Raw genomic sequence first — 18881 nt, forward strand, 5'->3', positions numbered from 1 at the left:
TCCCCGCTGCAGATATACGACGTTCGGCCGATCTTGTCGGCGCCGCGAAACCAGATAGTCGAACCATGACCACAACGATTGCGACCGACCTGCCGACCATCGCCTACGAACACGCCCGGAGCCCGGCGGAGGCACACGACCTCATCCGCCAGGCCCGCCTACAGGGGCCGATCGCCATGGGACCGCACGGCCCCGAGGTTCTGTCCTACGACCTGGTCCGGACCGTGCTGCGCGACGACCGGTTCGCCATGCCCAAAGGACTGACGCTCGCCGCGCAGGGCATCACCTCTGGTGAGCTGTGGGACATTGCCGTCCAGGGACTACTCAGTCTGGACGGCGCCGCACACCATCGGCAGCGACGGCTGGTGTCAAAGGCGTTCACGCCACGGGCGGCCGAACGACTGAGGTCGACGTGCACGGACATCATCAGCGACCTCGTCGACGCCTACGCGGAGGCGGGCCGGTGCGATGCGGTGGCCGACATCGCCAGGCGCTACCCCATTCCGATCATTTGCGCGATGCTCGGCACGCCATCGGAGGATTGGCATCTGTTCTCCGACTGGGCCGACGACGTGTTCAAAGTGTTCGACTGGAATGTCGTGAACGACGAGGCCGTCATCGTGGCCGCCTGGAACGCGATGAAGGATTACCTCGACGGCATGGTCATCGCGCGGCGCGACGCGCTCGGCAACGATCTACTGTCCGACCTGATCCGCGCGGAGGTCGACGGCGACCGGCTGACGCACGACGAACTGTTGATGCTGGCCGCCACCTTGCTGATGGCCGGCACGGACACCACGCGTAATCAACTGGCTGCGGCGTTGCAGGTCTTCTGCGAACATCCCGAGCAGTGGGCCCTGCTCGCCGAACGTCCCGAGCTGGCGCCCAAGGCAGTGGAAGAGGCGATGCGCTTCTCCCCGATCATCTTCTCGACGATGCGCGTGGCGGTCGACGACGTGGAACTCGCCGGCGTCAGATTTCCCGCCGGAACGATGGTGATCGCCAATACCACTGCGGCCAATCGTGATCCGGATGTCTATACGGATCCTGACCGGTTTGATATCACCCGCGATAACGCCCCGACCATGTTGACATTCGGCGGCGGCATCCACTACTGCCTGGGCGCACACCTCGCGCGGATCGAACTCGCCGAGGCCCTGACGACAATGGTGCGCCGCATGCCCGACATGCGTCTCGCCGGCGCCGTGTCGTGGAAGTCCATCACCGGTATCAGCGGCCCGGCCAGCCTGCCGATCGAGTTCACAACCTGCCACTGAGACGATCACGGTAGGACCGGCCATCCGGGTCGTAGGTCAAGCGGTACACGGGTTCGGCCCACAGTCGCGTGAAGAGGCTCGGCTGTTCGGCCTTGTGCGGCCGAAGGCGCCCCGGGGGCCGTGATCCGTGCCGGCCGGACTCGTGCCAACGCTCCAATTCCTCTGCCGCCTCAACGATCTCGTCAACGGCCGTGGCCGGATCGGCCAATCCGCGATCCTCGCTGCCGTTATCGGCGCGATCGAGGTGTTCACGCAGCAGTCGCAGCCTCAGATCACGCGCGAACTCGCCTTCGGTGTCGAGTACCGCGCACGTCAGTTCGCTGTCGTGAGTCCAGGATCGTCGATTGAGATTGTCGCTGCCGACACACGACCAGATGTCGTCGATGACACACACTTTGGCGTGCACATACACCGGCGTGCCTTCGAGGTTTTCGACGTCGAAGATATGCACCCGCTCCGGGCTCGCCGCGTGACAGGTCTCGAGCGCCTGCCAACGGCCGATGAGGTTGGGCGGCAGCTCAAGTCGTCCGTCGACGTCCGGATAGCGTGGAATCACGGCGACGAGATGCAAGTCCGGGTTGTCGGTCAGCGCCTGGGCGAACAGCTTGGCCACACGTTTGGACCACAGATACTGGTCTTCGACATAGATGAGCCGGCGAGCGCGCGGCACCACCTTGTTGTAGGCACGGGCAATACTTCGCTCACCGCGCGGCGCGAAGTCATACGCGAAATGCGCATCCGGATACGTGCGCAGCACCTGAATCGCATGTGGCCCGCACGGTGGCGGATCCGGCGGTTGTTCGGGCAACGGATCCGCGTCCATGTCGGCGCCCCCGAACTTGTCCCGCAGCCAGGCCAGAGGGTTGAGCATGTCCAGCGACGCGGGGTCGTTCCAGCGCTCCCGGAACGTCGTGTCGAGCGCGCCGACTGCAGGCCCTTGCACCCGCAGTTGAACGTCGTGCCACGGCGGGTGCTCGCCATAGCGCTTGGCCATCTGTACGGCCTGTGGGTCACCGTGGTGCGACGCGTCGTCGCGACGCGAATGACACAGGTCGATGCCGCCCGCGAACGCGACATCACGCTCAGGCGCACCGGGATGCCTGATGACGACCAGCTTCTGGTGATGTGATCCGCCGATGCGGACACGCTGGTCGAGCAGAACCTCACCGCCTGCATCCTCGATGGCCTCGCCGAGATGCCGGTTCTCTTCTTCGCTGTACGCGAGCTTGTCCAGGTGGGATCGCCAGACCAGACCCTTTACGACGACACCGCGTTCGGCGGCGTGGCAGAGCAGTTCACGGATGGTCGGCCCACCGTCACGCATCTTCTGGTCGGGATCCCCGCGCCAGTCCGTGAAGAACAGATGGTCGCCCGCGGTCAGTGCTTCCACTTCCGTGACGAGCGCATCGAAGTATGTCGAGCCGTGAATCAGCGGCTCTGCCAGGTTGCCTTCGCACCAGGCAGGCACCGCGGCGTCCGGGTTGCCGCGTTCCTCGTCGGTGAGGAACCAGTCCGCGAGATTCATGGCTTCCGGCCCAGCAGTCGATCGGCATAGGAGCGCCCGTCCGGATCGAAGATCACCCGGTAGGCGGGCTCGGCCCACAGCCGGGTCAGCGGATCGACCTTCTCGACCTCGTGCGGACGCAGCCGACCTGGCGGACGAGGTCCGTGACAGCCGGATTGGTGCCAGTCCTCCAAAGTCTGTGCGGAGGCGGTGATTTCGCCGATGGCTGCGGCAGGGTCGACGAGCTCGCCATCCTCGCTGCCATCGGCGGCGCGGTCCAGATGCTCACGCAGCAGGCGCAACCGGAGATCGCGCGCAAACACATTGTCGGAATCCAACACCGCGCCCGCCAGCTCGCTGTCGTGGGTCCAGGAGCGCCGGTTGAAGTTGGCGCTGCCGATGCAAGCCCAGGTGTCGTCGATGACACACACCTTGGAGTGCACATACACCGGTGTGCCCTCGCCGTTTTCGACGTCGAAGAGGTGCACCCGGCCCGGCGCGGCGCGCCGGCACGCGTCCACAGCCAGTTGGCGACCCACCAGGGTCGGCGGCCGGCCAAGGCCACCCTCGAGATCGAAATACCGCGGGACGACTGCTACCAGATGCAGATTCTCATTCGACGTCAGCGCCTCGACGAGCAAGGTGGCGATCTCCTCCGACCACAGGTATTGATCCTCGAGGTAGATCAGGCGCCGGGCCCGCCGCACCGCCTTGGTGTAGCCGCGGGCGATGGTGCGCTCGCCGTCTTTGGCGAACTCGTACTGGATCAAGGCGTCGCCATAGGTCCGAAGTACCTGCACGGCGTGCGATCCGCACGGCGGCGGATCCGGGGGCTGCTCCGGCAACGGATGCCGATCGGCGGTCGGGCCCACGAACCTGTCCCGCAGCCAGGCCAGCGGATTGAAGAGGTCCAGCGGCGCCCTGGCCGTCCAGCGCTCGCGGAACGTGGTGTCCAGCGCGCCGACGACGGGACCGCGCACCTGCAGCTGCACGTCATGCCACGGCGGGTGCTCACCGTAGCGAGCGGACATCTGCACCGCCTGCGGATCGCCGAGATGCGACTCGTCGTCGCGGCGCGAGTGGCACAGGTCGATGCCGCCGAGGAAGGCGACGTCGCGTTCCGGCGCTTCGGGATGACGCAACAGCACCAGTCGCTGATGGTGGGACCCGCCCAGCAGCACTCGCTGGTCGAGCAGCACCTCCCCGCCCGCGCGCTCGATGGTCTCGGCGAGATGGCGATTCTGCTCCTCGTTGAACTGCAGCCTGTTCGGGTACGACCGCCACATCAGTCCCTTGACGAGCACACCACGCTCGGCCGCGCCACGGAACAGTTCGGCAACCGTGGGGCCGTCCTCGCGCAGCCGCTGGTCAGCATCGCCCCGCCAGTCGGCGAAGAACAGGTGATCACCTGGTCCAAGCTGCTCCACCTCGGTGACGAGGCGTTCGAAGTAGGAGGCCCCATGAATGAGCGCCTCCGCCTCGTTGCCCTCACTCCAGGCGGACAGATCCCAATCCGGATTGCCACGTTCACCCGACGTGAGGAACCATTCGGCCAGCACAGACACGCACCTGGATGCCCACTTCCGCGGTTATTTACGCACAACGCCAATATGCAAAAATCCGGGCATGCCTGTTCTACGGCGCCTATTCATCGCGCTCTGCGTCATAGCCCTGGCCCCGGCGTGCACTCCCGGTGCGTTGCCGGACGAACCGCCTGCGACAAGCGCCGGCACCGATACCGCCAAAGCCGACGAGGTGATGCGTGTCGTGCGCGACGTGATGGCCTCAGAACACCTGAAGTCGGCGATCGTCCGGGTCACGATCAACGGGCAGGAAGTCGTCACCGACGCTGTCGGCGAGTCAATGACCGGGGTACCCGCAGACACCAACATGCACTTTCGCAACGGCGCGGTCGCTATCTCCTATGTGTCGACGCTCCTTCTCAAGCTTGTCGACGAACAGAAGGTCACTCTCGACGACAAGCTCTCGGAGTTCCTGCCCGAAATCCCGCACGCGGACCGCGTCACACTGGGCCAGCTGGCCCAGATGACCTCAGGCTATGTCGATTACGTCATCGGCAACACCGAGATGAACGACGCGTTGTACGCCAACCCGTTCCGGCGCTGGACGGTTCACGAGCTGCTGCAGTTCGCTGTCAACAAGCCGCTGCTCTACGAGCCGGGAACCAACTGGAACTACGCGCATACCAACTACCTGCTGCTCGGGCTGGCGCTGGAGAAGGCGACCGGCCAACCGATGTCGAAGCTGTTGTCCGAGAAGGTGCTTCGCCCACTCGGACTTACCAACACCGTCAACTCGCTGACACCCGAAATTCCGGCACCCGTGCTGCACGCGTTCAGCTCAGAGCGTCGCGAATTCCTGAAGATCCCGTCCGGCACCCCGTTCTACGAGGAAAGCACCTTCTGGGATCCCTCGTGGACCATCACCCACGGTGCGATCCAGACGACCAACATCTACGACATGGAGGCGACGGCTGCCGGCATCGGGTCGGGCAAGCTGCTGTCCGCTGATTCGTACAAAAAGATGGTCTCGACGGATCTGCGCGGCAAGACGCGTAAACAGCCCGGGTGCACCACATGTGACGAGATGACCGACGGGTACACCTACGGTCTCGGCATCGTCATCTCGGGCAACTGGCTCCTGCAGAACCCGTTGATGTCGGGGTACTCCGCGGTCGCGGCCTACCTGCCGTCGCAGAAGATCTCGATCGCCGTCGCCACCACCTATCTTCCCGAGGCGTTCGACGATCAGGGGATCTACACCAACGCCGCGGACACCCTGTTCCGCAAGATCGGCGCCGTGATGGCCCCTGACGACGCGCCACCGACGCCCGCGCCGAAATAGGGTGTGGTGTGGCTCCGAAAGTTCTGTTCCTCCGCAACGAGCACCTCGCGACCGAAGCCCTACTCGGCGAGGCGTTCACCGACCAGGGTTTCGACGTCGAGGTGTTCGCGGTCGTACCCGAAGCGCGCGTCGACGATCCTGCCGTTGACGTGACGTTCCCCGCTCCGGGCGGCTACGACGTCATCGTGCCGCTGGGTGCGCGGTGGCCGGTGTACGACGATGCGTTACGTCGCAGCTGGGTGGGCGAGGAGACACAGTTGGTGCGCGCTGCCGCCAATGCGGGGGTGGCACTGCTGGGCGTGTGCTTCGGCGGCCAATTGCTGGCGCAGGCATTCGGCGGATCGGTGGCGCGCTCGTCGGATCCGGAGATCGGCTGGTACGACATCGCGAGCGAAAGACCGGATCTGATCCCTGGCGGGCCATGGTTTCAGTGGCACTTCGACCGCTGGACCCTGCCTCCCGGCGCGATCGAGATCGCCCACACCGCCAACGCGTCGCAGGCGTTCGTGCTCGGCCGCGCACTCGCGCTGCAGTTCCACCCGGAGGTCGACGCCGAGTTACTCGAGCGGTGGTTGGCCGACGACCATGACGGCGAAGTCGCGAGCATCGGTCGCACGCATGATGAATTGCGTTCCCGTACAACGGAACTTGCCGAAAGCGCGGCCTCCCGGGTGCGCGATCTGGTGCGCGGCTTCGTCACGCATGTCGTCCGTCAGCCGTGCCCCAGTTCGTGAGCGAGCGCACCCTCGATGTGCGGGTGCCGGAAGCGGTGGCCGACCGTCTCCAACTTGGTTGGGGCCACCCGCTGATCGGCCTCGGCCAGTTCTCGTGACCCCTGCTGCCCCAACAACAGCCGTGGGCCCAGCGACGGCACCGGGAGCAGCGCTGGCCGGTGGAGCACCCCGGCGAGCGCCTTGGTGTAGTCGGCGTTGCGCACCGGCGCGGGCGCGACGGCGTTGACGGGACCGGACAACCGGTCGTCGTACAGCGCGCGGTAGTACACGTCGAGCAGGTCGTCCAACGCGATCCAGGACAGCCACTGGCGGCCATCGCCGACGCGGCCGCCCAGACCGGCGGCGAACAGCGGACGAAACAACCGCAGCGTTCCGCCGTTGGCCGACTGCACGATTCCGGTGCGTACGTTGACCACCCGAAGTCCCGCCTCGGCCGCGGGCGCGGTCGCGGCCTCCCAGTCCGCGACGACGTCAGCGAGGAAACCGTCGCCGCGCACACTGTCCTCGCACAGGATGGCGTCGCCGCGGTCATAGCCGTAGATGCCGACCGCGGAGGCGCTGACGAACGGCCCGTCGAACGCACTTCTGGCGGCGACTTCGGCCAGCCGGCGCGTGGGGCCGATCCGACTGTCGCGGATGGCTTTCTTGTGCGCGGCCGTGAACCGACCCGCGATCGACGCCCCCGCCAGGTGCACCACGGCGTCGACACCCGACAGCAGATCCGGCGCGGGACGGTCGGGATCCCAGTGCCGCTCGTCGGGTGACTGCGCCGCATGCCGCACCAACCGGATAACCCGATGCCCGCCGGTGCTCAGGAACGCCGACAGTGCGGTGCCGACCAGGCCACTCGCGCCGGTGACCGCGACTACGAGCGGACCCAGGCCCGCCTCCCGCGCGTCGCGGTGGGCGGCGAGATCGTCGGCGAGCTGTCGGTGCCGGTAGGTGAACATCGGGCGCAGGGCAGCCGCGGGCACAGGCGCGTCGATGCGGTCGTAAACCCGCGTCCCCGAAGCGACCTCACCGAATTCGTGGGTGTGTGTCCAGCGTCCGACGATGCGTGGCGGCAACGATCGCACGCCGTCGGACGACAGCACGTCGACGAACCGGCGCCCCGCTTCGTACTGGTCGGGGTCGTGCTGCGCCACCCAGCGCAACCCTCCCGGCAGTCCGAGTACGGCGCGGCCGTCGGCCAGGGAGTCGGCCTCGCTCACCACCGTCATCGGCTGCCATGGCGGCACGAGCCGCCGCATTGCACCGCTTCGCGAGTGCCAATCGAATACCTCGGCCAGCGGATGGTCGACGACGGTTTCCAGCTCGATGCCCATATACCGATATTCGTACCCGCTGCGGTGACGGATTGCCCCACCGGCTGGGTATCCACGGTCGTAGGCTGAAATTTCGGAGATTTCGATGAGCGGAATGCGCGGGCTGACCCGCCGAGACGCGGGTCGTGTGTTCCGGGACCGCCGGGAGGCCGGCGACGTCCTGGCGCAGAAGTTGGCGTCCTACCGCGACCGGAGCAACGTGCAGGTCTTGGGGCTGGCCCGAGGCGGTGTACCGGTCGGCTCGCAGGTCGCGCTCGCATTGCGCGCACCGCTGGACGTCTTCCTGGTCCGCAAACTGGGCGTCCCGCAGTGGGAGGAACTGGCGATGGGCGCGTTGGCCTCCGGGGGTGGCGTGGTGATCAACGAAAGCCTGGTCCGCAGTCTCGGCATCAGCGACACCCAGGTGCAGGCCGCGATCGAACGCGAAACCAACGAACTACACCGGCGCGAACACGCATACCGCGGCGACCGTCCACCGCTCGAATTGGCCGACAAAACGGTGATTTTGGTCGACGACGGTATCGCCACCGGCGCCAGCATGCTCGCCGCGGTGCGTGCGGTGCGTGCCGATGCCCCGTCTGCCGTCGTGGTCGCGGTGCCCGTCGGGCCGCAGTCGACATGCCGCGAACTCGCGACCGAAGCCGATGATGTGGTGTGCGCGATGACGCCGCCGGGGTTCGAAGCCGTCGGCCAGGTGTATGAAGACTTCCACCAGGTCACCGATGACGAGGTACGCGAATTGCTCTCGTCCGGAACGGTTTAGCGGTTGCGGTCGTCGCTTCCGAAATCGTCGGCCTGCTCGACGACTGTCGTCTCCGCTTCGTAATCGGGCTCGTCGGTGGGTTGCCCCTGGGGCGCTCCCGACTCGTCCGGATACTCCTCGTCGAATTCCGCGTCGTGCCGGCTTTCAGTTTCGCTCGCGTCGTTGCGGGAGCGGTCCCGAATCGCATCGACGATCAGCAGCACCACGCCGATGACGCTGGCAGCGATGCACACCCACGCGATCAGCTCATTGCTGGTGACAACCGCCGTCACCAATGCCGCCAGACCGATGACTGCGAGCACGAGCGCAACGATCAACATGGATCAACCCTGGGTCGACGGGACAAATGGCCGTTGGCTAGTTGTTGCCGCGGTTGAACTGGTTGAAACTGCCGGACTCGTTGTTGGCGCTGGAGTCCACCGGGGCCGCAGAACCACGCTGTCCGAGTTCCTCGAGCTGCGATTCCAGATAGGTCTTGAGCCGGGTGCGGTACTCGCGCTCGAACGTACGCAGCTGTTCGAGGCGGCCTTCCAGCACGGTGCGCTGCTGATTGATGGTGCCCATGATCTCGGAGTGCTTGCGCTCGGCGTCGGCCTGCAACGCGTCGGCCTTCTCCTGGGCCTGCCGCAGCTGGGTCTCGGACCGGGTCTGGGCATCGGCCAGCATGGCGTCGGCACGTTGACGGGCCTCGGCGACCGTGGTCTCGGCGGTCTGCCGCGCCTCGCTGACCATGGCGTCGGCCTGCGCGCGGGCGTCGGCGAGCATCTTGTCGGACTCGACCTTGGCGGTCCCCGTCAACCGGTCGGCGGTGTCCTGGGCCAGCGCCAGCACGCGGGCAGCCTTGATGGCCTGCTCTTCGCTGTTCGATTGCTGTTGGGCCGGGGCCTCGTAAACGGGCTGCGGGGCCGGCTCCGGTGCGGGCGGGGGTGTGGGAGCGGGGGCCTCGTACTGCGGAATCGACTGAGTCGACTGGCCGCCACCGCCGCCACCGGAGGTCAGCTCCTGGTCCAGCTCGGCGACACGCTGGCGCAAATCGGCGTTCTCCTCGATGAGCCGGGTCAGCTCGTTCTCAACCAGATCGAGAAAGGCGTCGACCTCGTCCTCGTTGTAGCCGCGCTTGCCGATGGGCGGCTTGCTGAACGCGACGTTGTGAACGTCGGCTGGTGTAAGCGGCATTCTCTGCCCCCTTGAAGTCTGGACCGTAAACCGATCTCAAAGTGTAGAGCCTCGCTGGAACGTAACTGGCGTCCATCCTGTCACACCTGACCCGGCGGTTGCGGGAGAGCCCAATAATTAAGAGCGAATTTCAACTTTTACCCAAGTGCCCGCGCAAGTTCAACGCGCACGTTCGCAGCGATTCGGTGAACGAATAACGACCCCGGCAAACCCTCGGTGGCGGCCGCCGCTAACGCCAAATCCGTGGCGCGCTGGCCGATCTCAAACCGCTGCGCCGAATGCCAGCTGCATGCCGATGAACGCCACGAGCAGCAGCACCATGATCGACAGATCGAACCGGACGGCGCCGATCGTGAGCTGCGGAATCAGCCGGCGCAGCAGCTTCACCGGCGGATCGGTCACGGTCATGATCAGCTCCAGGATCACCACCGTCACCCCTTTGGGTTGCCAATCCCGGGAGAACGAACGGATGAATTCGACGACGACCCTGGCGATCAGCAGCAGCCAGAACACGAACAGGGCGAAGCCCAGGATCGAGAAGAATTGCGACAACGGAGCCGACCTCACTACAGGTGTGACATTCGATACAGGCACAAGGCCTCGCACGCCTGAAGCCGGGGCGCTGGCGCGACGCCGCCAGCCTACCTGCCACGTTCAGTGCCGGCGCTACCGCCGATCACCGCGCTGGTTGCGCCTATTGATACGCGTAGAACCCGGCTTCGGCGATCCGGCGTCGCTCCTCGGCAGTGACGTCCACGTCGGCGGGTGACAACAGGAAGACCTTGGTGGCGACCTTGTCGAACGAGCCGCGCAGGGCGAACGCCAGCCCGGCCGCGAAGTCGACCAGCCGCTTGGCATCGGCGTTGTCCATGGTCACCAGGTCCATGATCACCGGGGTGCCGTCGCGGAAGCGCTCGCCGATGGTGCGGGCCTCGCCGTAATCCTTGGGACGCAGCGTGGTGATCTTCGACAGCGGGCTGCCCGCCTCGAACAGCTCGGCCATGCGGCGGGGATCCATCGCGAGTGCTCCGCGCGTGGACCCACGCAGCGCGCCCAGCCGCGAGGATGCGCGCTCGAAGTCGCGCGGACCGCGCATCCTCGGCTCGAACCGCTCCTCGTCGCGGAATCCACCGCGGTATCCGGCGGGTGCCTCGTCGTACTCGTCGTAGCCGCCCCGGCTGTAGCTCTCGCCCTCGAACCGGTCGTCGAACCGATCCTCACGCGGACGGCGCGAGTACCCGCCGCGCGAAGTGCCGCGGTCGTCGTCTTCGTAGTACTCGTCGTCATAGTCGTCCATAGGGGCCATCCCGAAGTAGGCCTTGACCTTGTGGAGTGTGCTCATCGCTCGACCCTTCTCATGATCGCTCTGGTGTCTGTGATGAAGATGTGACTGGAGTGACTACTCCTGGTGACGTTAGAGGACGTTGTCCCAATAGCGCGGTACCGACACGCACACAGGTCGAGCCGTGTTGAACCGCCACCTCGAGGTCGCCGGACATCCCGGCAGACAGTTCGAGGCGTTGCGGATAGTCGAGTTGTACCCGTGCGAGCTCGGATTGCAAACGCCCGAAGGCCTCGTCTGCGTCCGCTCCCAGCGGCGGAATCGCCATCAGCCCAACGAACTCAAGACCCTCGCCCGCCTGGGCCGCGGCGCAGACCTCATCGATCAAATCGGGGTCGTCGACGTCCACACCTCCGCGCTCGGTGTCACCGTCCAGACTGATCTGTATGTAGACACGTAGCGGTGCGGACCGCTCGCCGTCGGCGAGCGCCTGGGCAGACGCGCGGTTCAACGCGTTGACGAGCCGCACGCTGTCGACGGAGTGCGCGGCGTACGCCCAGCCCGCGATCGACCGCGCCTTATTGCGCTGGATGCGTCCAACCATGTGCCAGCGAATGGGCGCATCGCCCACACTATTGGCGACTTCGGCCGCTTTATTCGCCGCTTCCTGCTCGCGAGATTCGCCAAAAGCCGCGCACCCTAAATGGTGCAGAATTGTTACATCCGATGCCGGAAAGAATTTGGTTATAGGCAGCAATTCAATTTCGTCTGAATTGCGGCCGGCGGCCTCGGCTGCCGCGGTGAGCCGGGCCTGGACGGCAGCCAGCGCCTCGGCAAGCTCCCGTTCGCGAGTGGTCGCCATCATGAGGGTCATTCCATCCACACCAGGGATGCCAGCCGTCCTGTCGGCGCATCGCGCCGGTGGCTGAACAGGTTGCGATCCTCGACGGTGCAGCGTGGGTCGACGTCGATGGCCCTGATGCCCAAATCCGTTAGCTGCCGGGCGATTCCGGCCCGCAGGTCCAGTCCGGGCGTGTTCCTGGTCGTCGTCGTCCGGCTGCCGGGCAGCATCCCCTCCACCTCAGCGGCCATGGCCTCGGGGACCTCATAGTTGCGTCCGCTGACCGACGGGCCGAGTAGCACCGAGATGTCCTCGGTGTGCGCACCGGCCTCGAGCATCGCCTCGACCGTCCGCACCACGATGCCGTTCTGCGCCCCCACCCGACCGGCGTGTGCGGCGGCCACCACACCGGCACGCGCGTCACCCAATAAAACCGGAACGCAATCGGCGGTCACCACGGCCAAAGCCAAACGCGGCCGGGTGGTTACCAAGGCGTCGGTTTTGTCCACGGGTGCGGCCTGGTGTTCGTCGACCACGACGACGTGATCGCTGTGCACCTGGTTCATCCACACCACACCGTCGTCGCCAAGCCCGACCGCGGCGGCGAGTCGCTTGCGGTTGGCCCCTACCGCGGCCGGATCGTCGCCGACGTGGTCGCCGAGATTGAACGTGTCGAACGGCGGCGCAGAGACACCACCGGCGCGGGTTGTGGTCACACGCCGAATACGAACCGTCACGTCCGCCAGTATCGCGGTCTTAGTGGCGCATGAACGGCGGCACATCGACGTCATCGTCGTCGTCCCCGCCGATACTGACCGTCGCGCCGTTGGTGTGCACCGGCACGCTCACGGCGTCGGCCGGCTCGAACAGCTGTGAGGTCACCTTGCCCGCGGCTGCGGGAGCGATGGCCTGCCCGGCACCTACCACCGGCTTACGGCCGGGCCCCGCGGAATCGAAGCCCGCGGCGATCACGGTGACACGAACCTCGTCGCCCAGCGAGTCGTCGATCACGGTGCCGAAGATGATGTTCGCCTCGGCGTGAGCCGCTTCCTGTACCAGCGAGGCTGCCTCGTTGATCTCGAACAGACCGAGGTCGCTGCCGCCGGCCACCGACAACAGCACGCCCTGAGCGCCCTCCATGGATGCCTCGAGCAGCGGTGAATTGATCGCGATCTCGGCTGCTTTGAGCGCCCGGCCGTCGCCGCGTGCCGACCCGATACCCATCAACGCGGTACCCGCTCCGCTCATGACGCCCTTGACGTCGGCGAAGTCGACGTTGATCAGGCCTGGCGTGGTGATCAGGTCGGTGATGCCCTGCACGCCGTTGAGGAGTACCTCGTCTGCGCTGCGGAACGCGTCCATCAGCGACACCGCGGCATCGCCCATCTGCAGCAGTCGGTCGTTGGGGATCACGATCAGGGTGTCGCAGCTCTCGCGCAGCGCGGTGATGCCGGTCTCGGCCTGATTGCTCCGGCGTTTGCCCTCGAACGAGAACGGCCGCGTGACCACGCCGACGGTCAGCGCACCGAGCTTGCGCGCGATGGTGGCGACGACAGGCGCACCACCGGTACCGGTGCCACCGCCTTCGCCCGCGGTCACGAACACCATGTCGGCACCGCGCAGAAGTTCCTCGATGTCGTCCTTGGCGTCCTCGGCCGCCTTGCGCCCGACCTCCGGGTCGGCACCGGCGCCGAGCCCACGCGTGGAATCGCGACCGACGTCGAGTTTGACGTCTGCATCGCTCATCAACAGCGCTTGCGCGTCGGTGTTGATGGCGATGAACTCAACGCCCTTGAGGCCCTGTTCGATCATCCGGTTGACGGCGTTCACGCCGCCGCCGCCGATGCCGACGACCTTGATCACGGCGAGGTAGTTATGCGGGGGGGTCATCGGAACGCCCTTTCCTCCCAGGTTGGCTGTCGACACGCGGGACGGCTTGGCAAACTCTCAACCTCAACCAGAGGGTTATAGTTATGTCAAGTTGTTCCGCGCAACCAGAACGGTAGGGCGCGCTCGCGGACGATCCGTGCAGGCGCGCCGACACGCACGCAAAGAATTCTGCGCAATTACTTGACGGTCGGCAGATCCGGACTGGAGACGTCGTAGGTCTTCCCCGGCTGGGTGAGCAGCGCGCCGAGCTTCAGCGCCTTCTCGTCCGTGCGGTCGGTAGTCCCCCAGATCACCTGGCGGCCATCCGTGAGCTGGAGCGTGATCGCTGCCACCGAGGGCGCGTCGACGCGGGCCACCTGGGCGGCGACCTCCGGACGCAGGGACGTCATGACCTCGAGCGCGGCCTTCGTCGGGGCATCGTTGGGTCCGGGATTCTTGGTATCGAGGTACGGCACGCCCGGCGGCGGCACCCCGATCGCGAAATCCACGCCGTCACGGTCGAAGAGATGCGGTCCATCCGGATAGTCCTTGACCACCACCGGCACCCGCTCCTCGACGGTCACGCGCAGCGTCGACGGATACTCCCGCTGCACCCGCACGCTGGCGACGCGCCGGATCGCGGCGACCTTCTCCGCGACCGTATCGGTGTCGATCTGCAGCAGCGGCGTACCCGGCGCTACGCCCGCCGCGCTGGTCACCTCTTCCTGCGTCACCGCGCCGAGTCCGACGACCACGATGTTGCGTGCGGACATGACCGGCGTGAAGTACAGCAACAGACCGAGCCCGACGACGATGACGCTGATCAGGGCCGACCACATCAGTACCTTCAGGCCCCGAACCGTTCCGCGCCCAACCTTTTTCGTGCTGACGACGCCGGTGGCGCGTCGCTTGGCCTCGCGACGGGCCTCTTCGATGGCGGTGGCGCGGGCCTGAGCAGCGCGCCGTTCCTCGCGCTCCCGGCGAGCCCGGCGCCGCGGTCCCTCGAAATCGGCTTCTTTCGGCTCGGCCTCAGCTTCCGCCGGGGCGTCAGCCTCGGTCTCGTCGCCGGATTCCGTCGGCTCGCCGGGTGCGGGCGGCTCGGTCTGCTCCGGGGGCTCCGGGGGCTCGGACATCACACCGACCCGCCGGGCGTACCGCGGTTGGCCTTGACCCGCAGTGCCGCAAGGATTTCCGCGCCGAGCATCGTGACGTCTCCGGCCCCCATGGTGGTGACGACATCGCCGGGGCGAACAGCATCGGCGACGCGTTGCGCGACGGCCGAGAAATCCGGAAGGTAGGTGACCGGAACGGTCACGTGTTCGGCGATGCTCGCACCGCTGATGCCTGCGATGGGCTGTTCACGCGCCGCGTAAACATCAAGCACGAACACCTCATCGGCCGTGCTGAGTGCCTCACCGAAGTCGCGTGCGAAAGCCTCTGTCCGCGAATACAAGTGGGGCTGAAATACCACGATCGAACGGCCCGCCCCCGCCACCGCTCGCAATGTGTTGAGGTTGGCACGCACCTCGGTCGGATGGTGCGCATAGTCGTCGAACACCCGCACACCGCTGGCGGTTCCGACCAACTCCAGACGTCGGCGCACACCTTCGAAGCCGGCCAGGCCGTCCAGTACGGCGTCGGCAGGTGCCCCCACGTTCACCGCGGCGAGCAGGGCGGCCAGCGCATTGAGCGCCATATGCCTGCCGGGCACCGCCAGCCGCAGCACCCACGGCTGCGGGTCACCGGCCAACCTGACATGGGCGACGGCGCCGGTGTCGTACTGTTCCCAGCTCAACAGCTCCGCGTCGGTCGCCAGGTTCGGATCACTGCCGTAGCGCAGGACGCGGATGCCCAACGCGGCCGTGCGCTCTGCGAGCGCGGCACCACCCGGGTCGTCGACGCACACCACAAGTGCGCCACCGGGTTTGATGCGCTCGACGAAGTCGTCGAACACCGCGCGGTAGGCCTCCACGCTGCCGTAGAAGTCGAGGTGGTCGGCGTCGATGTTCGTGACCACCGCGATGTCGGGGCTGTACTCCAGCAGCGAGCCGTCGCTCTCGTCCGCCTCCGCGACGAAGCAGTCGCCGCTGCCGTGGTGTGCGTTGGTGCCTGCCTCGCCCAGGTCCCCGCCCACGGCGAACGACGGGTCGAACCCACAGTGCTGAAGGGCGACGATCAGCATCGAGGTGGTTGTCGTCTTGCCGTGGGTGCCGGTCACCATCAGCGTGGTGTCGCCGGCCATCAGCTTGGCCAGCACGACCGGGCGCAGGATCACCGGGATGCCGCGACGGCGCGCCTCGACCAGTTCTGGATTCGTCTTGGGAATCGCGGCATGCGTGGTGACGACGGCCGTCGGTCCACCTGGCAGCAGATCGAGCGAGGACTCGTCGTGGCCGATGCGGATCGAGGCGCCGCGGGCTTGCAGCGCCACCACCCCGCGCGATTCCTTGGCATCCGAACCGGACACCATGCCGCCTCGGTCCAGCAGTATGCGGGCGATACCCGACATGCCGGCTCCGCCGATGCCGACCATATGCACCCGCTGCAACTCCTCCGGGAGCGACTTCGCGTTCACCGCACACCTTTTCGGGAGGAAGCGCGCGCAACGTCGAGCGCGACTTCGGCGACCTTTTGCGCGGCGTCGCGGTGGCCCGCGAGGGCGGCAGCCGCCGTCATGGCCTGCAATCGCCCTGGCTCAGTGAACAAGCCGGCGATGGTATCGGCGACGAATTGCGGTGACAGGTCCGCATCGTCGACGACGAGGCCACCGCCGGCGTTGACGACAGGCAGCGCGTTGAGTCGCTGCTCCCCGTTGCCGATCGGCAGCGGCACATACACCGCGGGCAGTCCGACCGCGGTCACCTCGGCGACCGTCATGGCGCCCGACCGGCAGATCGCCAGATCGGCTGCCGCGTAGGCGAGGTCCATCCGGTCGAGGTACGGAACGGCGACGTAGGGCGGATCGCCGTCAGCAGGCTCGCGCAAGTCGAGGGTGTTCTTGGGACCGTGCGCGTGTAACACCGAGATACCGGACGCGGCAAGATCTTTGGCGGCGGCAGAGACCGCGCGATTGAGTGACTGCGCACCCTGTGAACCGCCGAACACCAATAACACCCTGGCGTCGTCGTCGAACCCGAAGTGGGCGCGCGCCTCGGCGCGCAGTGCGATGCGGTCCAGCGACGTGATTGCGGCGCGCACCGGCACCCCCACGACCTCGACGTCACGCAGGCCAGGATTCGGCACCGCCGCAAGCACCCGTCGCGCGGACCAAGCGCCGACCCGATTCGCCCAGCCCGCACTGGCATTGGCCTCGTGGACCACCACCGGAACCCGCCTGCGGGCGGCCAGATATGCAGGCAATGCGACGTAGCCCCCGAAGCCGATCACCACGTCGGCGTCGACGTCGTCGAGCACCGCGCGGGTCTGGCGCACCGCCCGTCGGATCCGCATCGGCAGCCGGGCCAGATCGGCGGATGGTTTGCGTGGCAGCGGGACCGGCGTGATCAGTTCCAGGTCATAACCGCGTTCGGGCACCAGCCGTGTCTCGAGACCACGTTCGGTGCCCAGCGCGGTGATCCGCACGTCGGGATCAATCGCGCGCAGCGCGTCTGCCACCGCCATCGCCGGTTCGACGTGGCCCGCGGTACCACCACCCGCGAGTACCACCGATACCGTTTTGCTCACCCGTAATGCTGACCTTCCAATGTGCGAACCCGTCGGCCCTTGCGATCTCGGCCGTCTCCATGATGCCTTGGGGCTCGCACGGCCCGTGCAGCCGTCGCGGTTTGACGCCGGTTCTCCCCGGCGGGCGTGCGTGCTCTGCTGGTACCGGGCTTAGAGGCTTTGGTCGCCCTCGCTCCCCTGGTGCGCGCCGCCGGGCGCGGCCGCGGTTCCTTCTTGGCCCCCGCCGTGTCCTTACCGCGCGTGCGCAGTCGGTCACGCAGCGCCTCGGTGCGGCTGGGCACGTACGGCGCCGGCAGGGGCAGCCGCAGCAGCCGGTTGACCCGGTCGTCACGCCCGGCGCGCAGCGCGGCAACGGCTTCGGGTTCGTGCCTCGCCGCGTTGGCCATGACCCCGATCATCAACAGCGTTGTCGCCGTTGATGTTCCGCCGGCGGAGATGAGCGGCAGCTGCAGCCCGGTCACCGGAAGCAGGCCCACTACGTAGCCGACGTTGATAAACACCTGACCCATCACCCACAGCGTGGCCGTGGCGGTCAGCAGTCGCAGGAACGGGTCTGCCGAGCGACGAGCGATCCGCATGCCGGTGTAGGCGAACAGGCCGAACAGGCAGAGCAGTCCCGCCGCCCCGATGAAGCCGAGCTCCTCGCCGATGATGGCGAAGATGAAGTCGTTGTGCGCGTTGGGCAGGTAGTTCCATTTCGCGGTGCCCTGCCCGAGCCCGTCGCCGAAGAAACCGCCGTTGGCCAGCGCGAATCGAGCCTGACGCGCCTGGTAGCCCGACCCCTGGGAGTCAGCGCCGGGGTTGAGCCACGACATGACGCGGTCAGAGCGGTAGCCCTCGGCCATGGCCAGTGCGGCCGCCGACACGATCACCGCGGCCAGCGACGACAGGAAGACCCGCAGCGGCAGGCCGGCGTACCAAAGCAGCCCGAGCAGAATGATGCCCAACGACACCGTTTGCCCGAGGTCGGGCTGGGCGACGATGAGCGCCAGCGCGATGACCGCCGCGGGCACCAGCGGGATCAACATCTCGCGCAGCGAAGCCCGATCCATACGACGGGTGGCCAGCAGGTGCGAGCCCCAGAGCAAGAACGCGATCTTCGCCAGCTCCGACGGCTGCATCGAAAAGCCCGCGACGACGAACCAGCCTCGAGAACCATTGGCTACCTTGCCGATTCCCGGAATCAGCACCAGGATCAACAGGACGATCGAGATGGCGAATCCGGAGAACGCCAGGCTGCGCATCAGGTGAATCGGCATCCGCATCGCGATGTAGAACGCGAACAGGCCGATCACGGTCCACAGCACCTGCCGGGCGAACACCATCCACGGCGACCCGTCGGTGTCGTAGGAGTACACGCCCGATGCGGACAGCACCATCGTCAAGCCCAGGATCACGAGCAACGTCGCCACAGCGATGATCAAGTGGAACGACGTCATCGGCCTACCCAGCCAAGCGCCGAAGCGGGTGCGGGGCGCCGGCTCGGTTGGGACCGCAGCGGCCGGTTGGTCGTCACCCGTCCTGCGGAGCCGCAATCGGGTCAGGATGTTGCTCATCGCTG

The 18881-nt window shown here is 66.7% G+C and carries 18 protein-coding genes; 4 read left to right on the plus strand and 14 right to left on the minus strand.

The window, feature by feature from the left end; all coding sequences use genetic code 11:
• The first annotated feature begins 65 nt into the window (after positions 1-65).
• Positions 66-1277 (plus strand): cytochrome P450, encoded by a 1212-nt coding sequence (locus ACIA48_RS29470; protein WP_396739735.1) that lies wholly within the window; start codon positions 66-68, stop codon positions 1275-1277.
• On the opposite strand, the gene ACIA48_RS29475 is transcribed toward ACIA48_RS29470, so the two are convergent.
• Complete coding sequence (locus tag ACIA48_RS29475; protein WP_396739737.1) at positions 1261-2802, minus strand: phospholipase D family protein; 1542 nt, start codon at positions 2800-2802, stop codon at positions 1261-1263. The two genes, ACIA48_RS29470 and ACIA48_RS29475, sit on opposite strands and share 17 nt — an antisense overlap.
• Entirely contained in the window at positions 2799-4346 is a 1548-nt protein-coding gene (locus ACIA48_RS29480; RefSeq protein ID WP_396739739.1) for a phospholipase D family protein, read from the minus strand. The genes ACIA48_RS29475 and ACIA48_RS29480 overlap by 4 nt, the downstream gene beginning before the upstream one ends.
• A 61-nt stretch (positions 4347-4407) precedes the next feature.
• Between ACIA48_RS29480 and ACIA48_RS29485 the strand changes: the two genes are divergently transcribed.
• Both ACIA48_RS29485 and ACIA48_RS29490 read left to right on the plus strand, forming a co-directional pair.
• Positions 4408-5646 (plus strand): serine hydrolase domain-containing protein, encoded by a 1239-nt coding sequence (locus ACIA48_RS29485; RefSeq protein WP_396739741.1) that lies wholly within the window; start codon positions 4408-4410, stop codon positions 5644-5646.
• A gap of 8 nt (positions 5647-5654) precedes the next feature.
• Positions 5655-6380 carry a type 1 glutamine amidotransferase gene (locus tag ACIA48_RS29490; protein WP_396739743.1) on the plus strand — a complete coding sequence of 242 codons (726 nt, stop codon included), beginning with the start codon at positions 5655-5657 and terminating at the stop codon, positions 6378-6380.
• On the opposite strand, the gene ACIA48_RS29495 is transcribed toward ACIA48_RS29490, so the two are convergent.
• Positions 6359-7705 carry a TIGR01777 family oxidoreductase gene (locus ACIA48_RS29495; protein WP_396739745.1) on the minus strand — a complete coding sequence of 449 codons (1347 nt, stop codon included), beginning with the start codon at positions 7703-7705 and terminating at the stop codon, positions 6359-6361. The genes ACIA48_RS29490 and ACIA48_RS29495 overlap by 22 nt on opposite strands.
• Before the next feature lie 85 nt (positions 7706-7790).
• Here ACIA48_RS29495 and ACIA48_RS29500 point away from each other — a divergent pair, with 85 nt between their 5' ends.
• Positions 7791-8468, plus strand: a complete 678-nt coding sequence (locus ACIA48_RS29500) for a phosphoribosyltransferase (protein WP_396739747.1) — start codon at positions 7791-7793, stop codon at positions 8466-8468.
• Here the strand turns inward: ACIA48_RS29500 and ACIA48_RS29505 are convergent.
• From ACIA48_RS29505 to ftsW, 11 genes are all read right to left on the minus strand, one after another.
• On the minus strand, positions 8465-8788 hold the full coding sequence (locus ACIA48_RS29505) for a phage holin family protein (protein ID WP_396739749.1): 324 nt from the start codon (positions 8786-8788) through the stop codon (positions 8465-8467). The genes ACIA48_RS29500 and ACIA48_RS29505 overlap by 4 nt on opposite strands.
• 37 nt (positions 8789-8825) lie before the next feature.
• Positions 8826-9644, minus strand: coding sequence for a DivIVA domain-containing protein (locus ACIA48_RS29510; protein WP_396739751.1), 819 nt, complete (start codon positions 9642-9644; stop codon positions 8826-8828).
• Between the two features lie 261 nt (positions 9645-9905).
• Positions 9906-10196: a YggT family protein gene (locus ACIA48_RS29515; protein ID WP_396739753.1), complete on the minus strand. Its 291-nt coding sequence runs from the start codon at positions 10194-10196 to the stop codon at positions 9906-9908.
• Positions 10197-10338: 142 nt separating this feature from the next.
• Complete coding sequence (locus ACIA48_RS29520) at positions 10339-10986, minus strand: cell division protein SepF (RefSeq protein WP_396739755.1); 648 nt, start codon at positions 10984-10986, stop codon at positions 10339-10341.
• A 13-nt stretch (positions 10987-10999) separates the two neighbouring features.
• The gene (locus ACIA48_RS29525; protein ID WP_396739757.1) at positions 11000-11791 is read right to left on the minus strand and encodes a YggS family pyridoxal phosphate-dependent enzyme; all 792 of its coding nucleotides are present in this window, start codon (positions 11789-11791) and stop codon (positions 11000-11002) included.
• A 5-nt stretch (positions 11792-11796) separates the two neighbouring features.
• Positions 11797-12504, minus strand: coding sequence for a peptidoglycan editing factor PgeF (pgeF, locus tag ACIA48_RS29530; protein WP_396739759.1), 708 nt, complete (start codon positions 12502-12504; stop codon positions 11797-11799).
• Positions 12505-12523: 19 nt separating this feature from the next.
• Positions 12524-13657: a cell division protein FtsZ gene (ftsZ, locus tag ACIA48_RS29535; protein WP_163690324.1), complete on the minus strand. Its 1134-nt coding sequence runs from the start codon at positions 13655-13657 to the stop codon at positions 12524-12526.
• A gap of 176 nt (positions 13658-13833) precedes the next feature.
• The gene (locus ACIA48_RS29540; RefSeq protein ID WP_396739761.1) at positions 13834-14769 is read right to left on the minus strand and encodes a cell division protein FtsQ/DivIB; all 936 of its coding nucleotides are present in this window, start codon (positions 14767-14769) and stop codon (positions 13834-13836) included.
• Positions 14769-16169 (minus strand): UDP-N-acetylmuramate--L-alanine ligase, encoded by a 1401-nt coding sequence (gene murC, locus ACIA48_RS29545; protein ID WP_396739910.1) that lies wholly within the window; start codon positions 16167-16169, stop codon positions 14769-14771. Before murC ends, ACIA48_RS29540 begins: the two co-directional genes overlap by 1 nt.
• 38 nt (positions 16170-16207) lie before the next feature.
• On the minus strand, positions 16208-17320 hold the full coding sequence (murG, locus tag ACIA48_RS29550; RefSeq protein WP_396739763.1) for an undecaprenyldiphospho-muramoylpentapeptide beta-N-acetylglucosaminyltransferase: 1113 nt from the start codon (positions 17318-17320) through the stop codon (positions 16208-16210).
• Positions 17317-18876, minus strand: coding sequence for a putative lipid II flippase FtsW (ftsW, locus tag ACIA48_RS29555; protein ID WP_396739765.1), 1560 nt, complete (start codon positions 18874-18876; stop codon positions 17317-17319). The genes murG and ftsW overlap by 4 nt, the downstream gene beginning before the upstream one ends.
• Positions 18877-18881: the final 5 nt, after the last annotated feature.

The sequence above is a fragment of the Mycobacterium sp. NPDC051804 genome (genome assembly GCF_044452905.1).
GTDB lineage: Bacteria > Actinomycetota > Actinomycetes > Mycobacteriales > Mycobacteriaceae > Mycobacterium.

Excerpts from the sequence above, each read along its gene's own strand:
- ACIA48_RS29520 (WP_396739755.1), bottom strand. The coding sequence starts at position 10,986 with ATGAGCACACTCCACAAGGTCAAGGCCTACTTCGGGATGGCCCCTATG.
- ACIA48_RS29475 (WP_396739737.1), bottom strand. The coding sequence starts at position 2,802 with ATGAATCTCGCGGACTGGTTCCTCACCGACGAGGAACGCGGCAACCCG.
- ACIA48_RS29495 (WP_396739745.1), bottom strand. The coding sequence starts at position 7,705 with ATGGGCATCGAGCTGGAAACCGTCGTCGACCATCCGCTGGCCGAGGTA.
- ACIA48_RS29525 (WP_396739757.1), bottom strand. The coding sequence starts at position 11,791 with ATGATGGCGACCACTCGCGAACGGGAGCTTGCCGAGGCGCTGGCTGCC.
- ftsW (WP_396739765.1), bottom strand. The coding sequence starts at position 18,876 with ATGAGCAACATCCTGACCCGATTGCGGCTCCGCAGGACGGGTGACGAC.
- ACIA48_RS29470 (WP_396739735.1), top strand. The coding sequence starts at position 66 with ATGACCACAACGATTGCGACCGACCTGCCGACCATCGCCTACGAACAC.
- ACIA48_RS29485 (WP_396739741.1), top strand. The coding sequence starts at position 4,408 with ATGCCTGTTCTACGGCGCCTATTCATCGCGCTCTGCGTCATAGCCCTG.
- ACIA48_RS29500 (WP_396739747.1), top strand. The coding sequence starts at position 7,791 with ATGAGCGGAATGCGCGGGCTGACCCGCCGAGACGCGGGTCGTGTGTTC.
- ACIA48_RS29510 (WP_396739751.1), bottom strand. The coding sequence starts at position 9,644 with ATGCCGCTTACACCAGCCGACGTTCACAACGTCGCGTTCAGCAAGCCG.
- murC (WP_396739910.1), bottom strand. The coding sequence starts at position 16,169 with ATGGTCGGCATCGGCGGAGCCGGCATGTCGGGTATCGCCCGCATACTG.
- ftsZ (WP_163690324.1), bottom strand. The coding sequence starts at position 13,657 with ATGACCCCCCCGCATAACTACCTCGCCGTGATCAAGGTCGTCGGCATC.
- ACIA48_RS29540 (WP_396739761.1), bottom strand. The coding sequence starts at position 14,769 with ATGTCCGAGCCCCCGGAGCCCCCGGAGCAGACCGAGCCGCCCGCACCC.
- ACIA48_RS29505 (WP_396739749.1), bottom strand. The coding sequence starts at position 8,788 with ATGTTGATCGTTGCGCTCGTGCTCGCAGTCATCGGTCTGGCGGCATTG.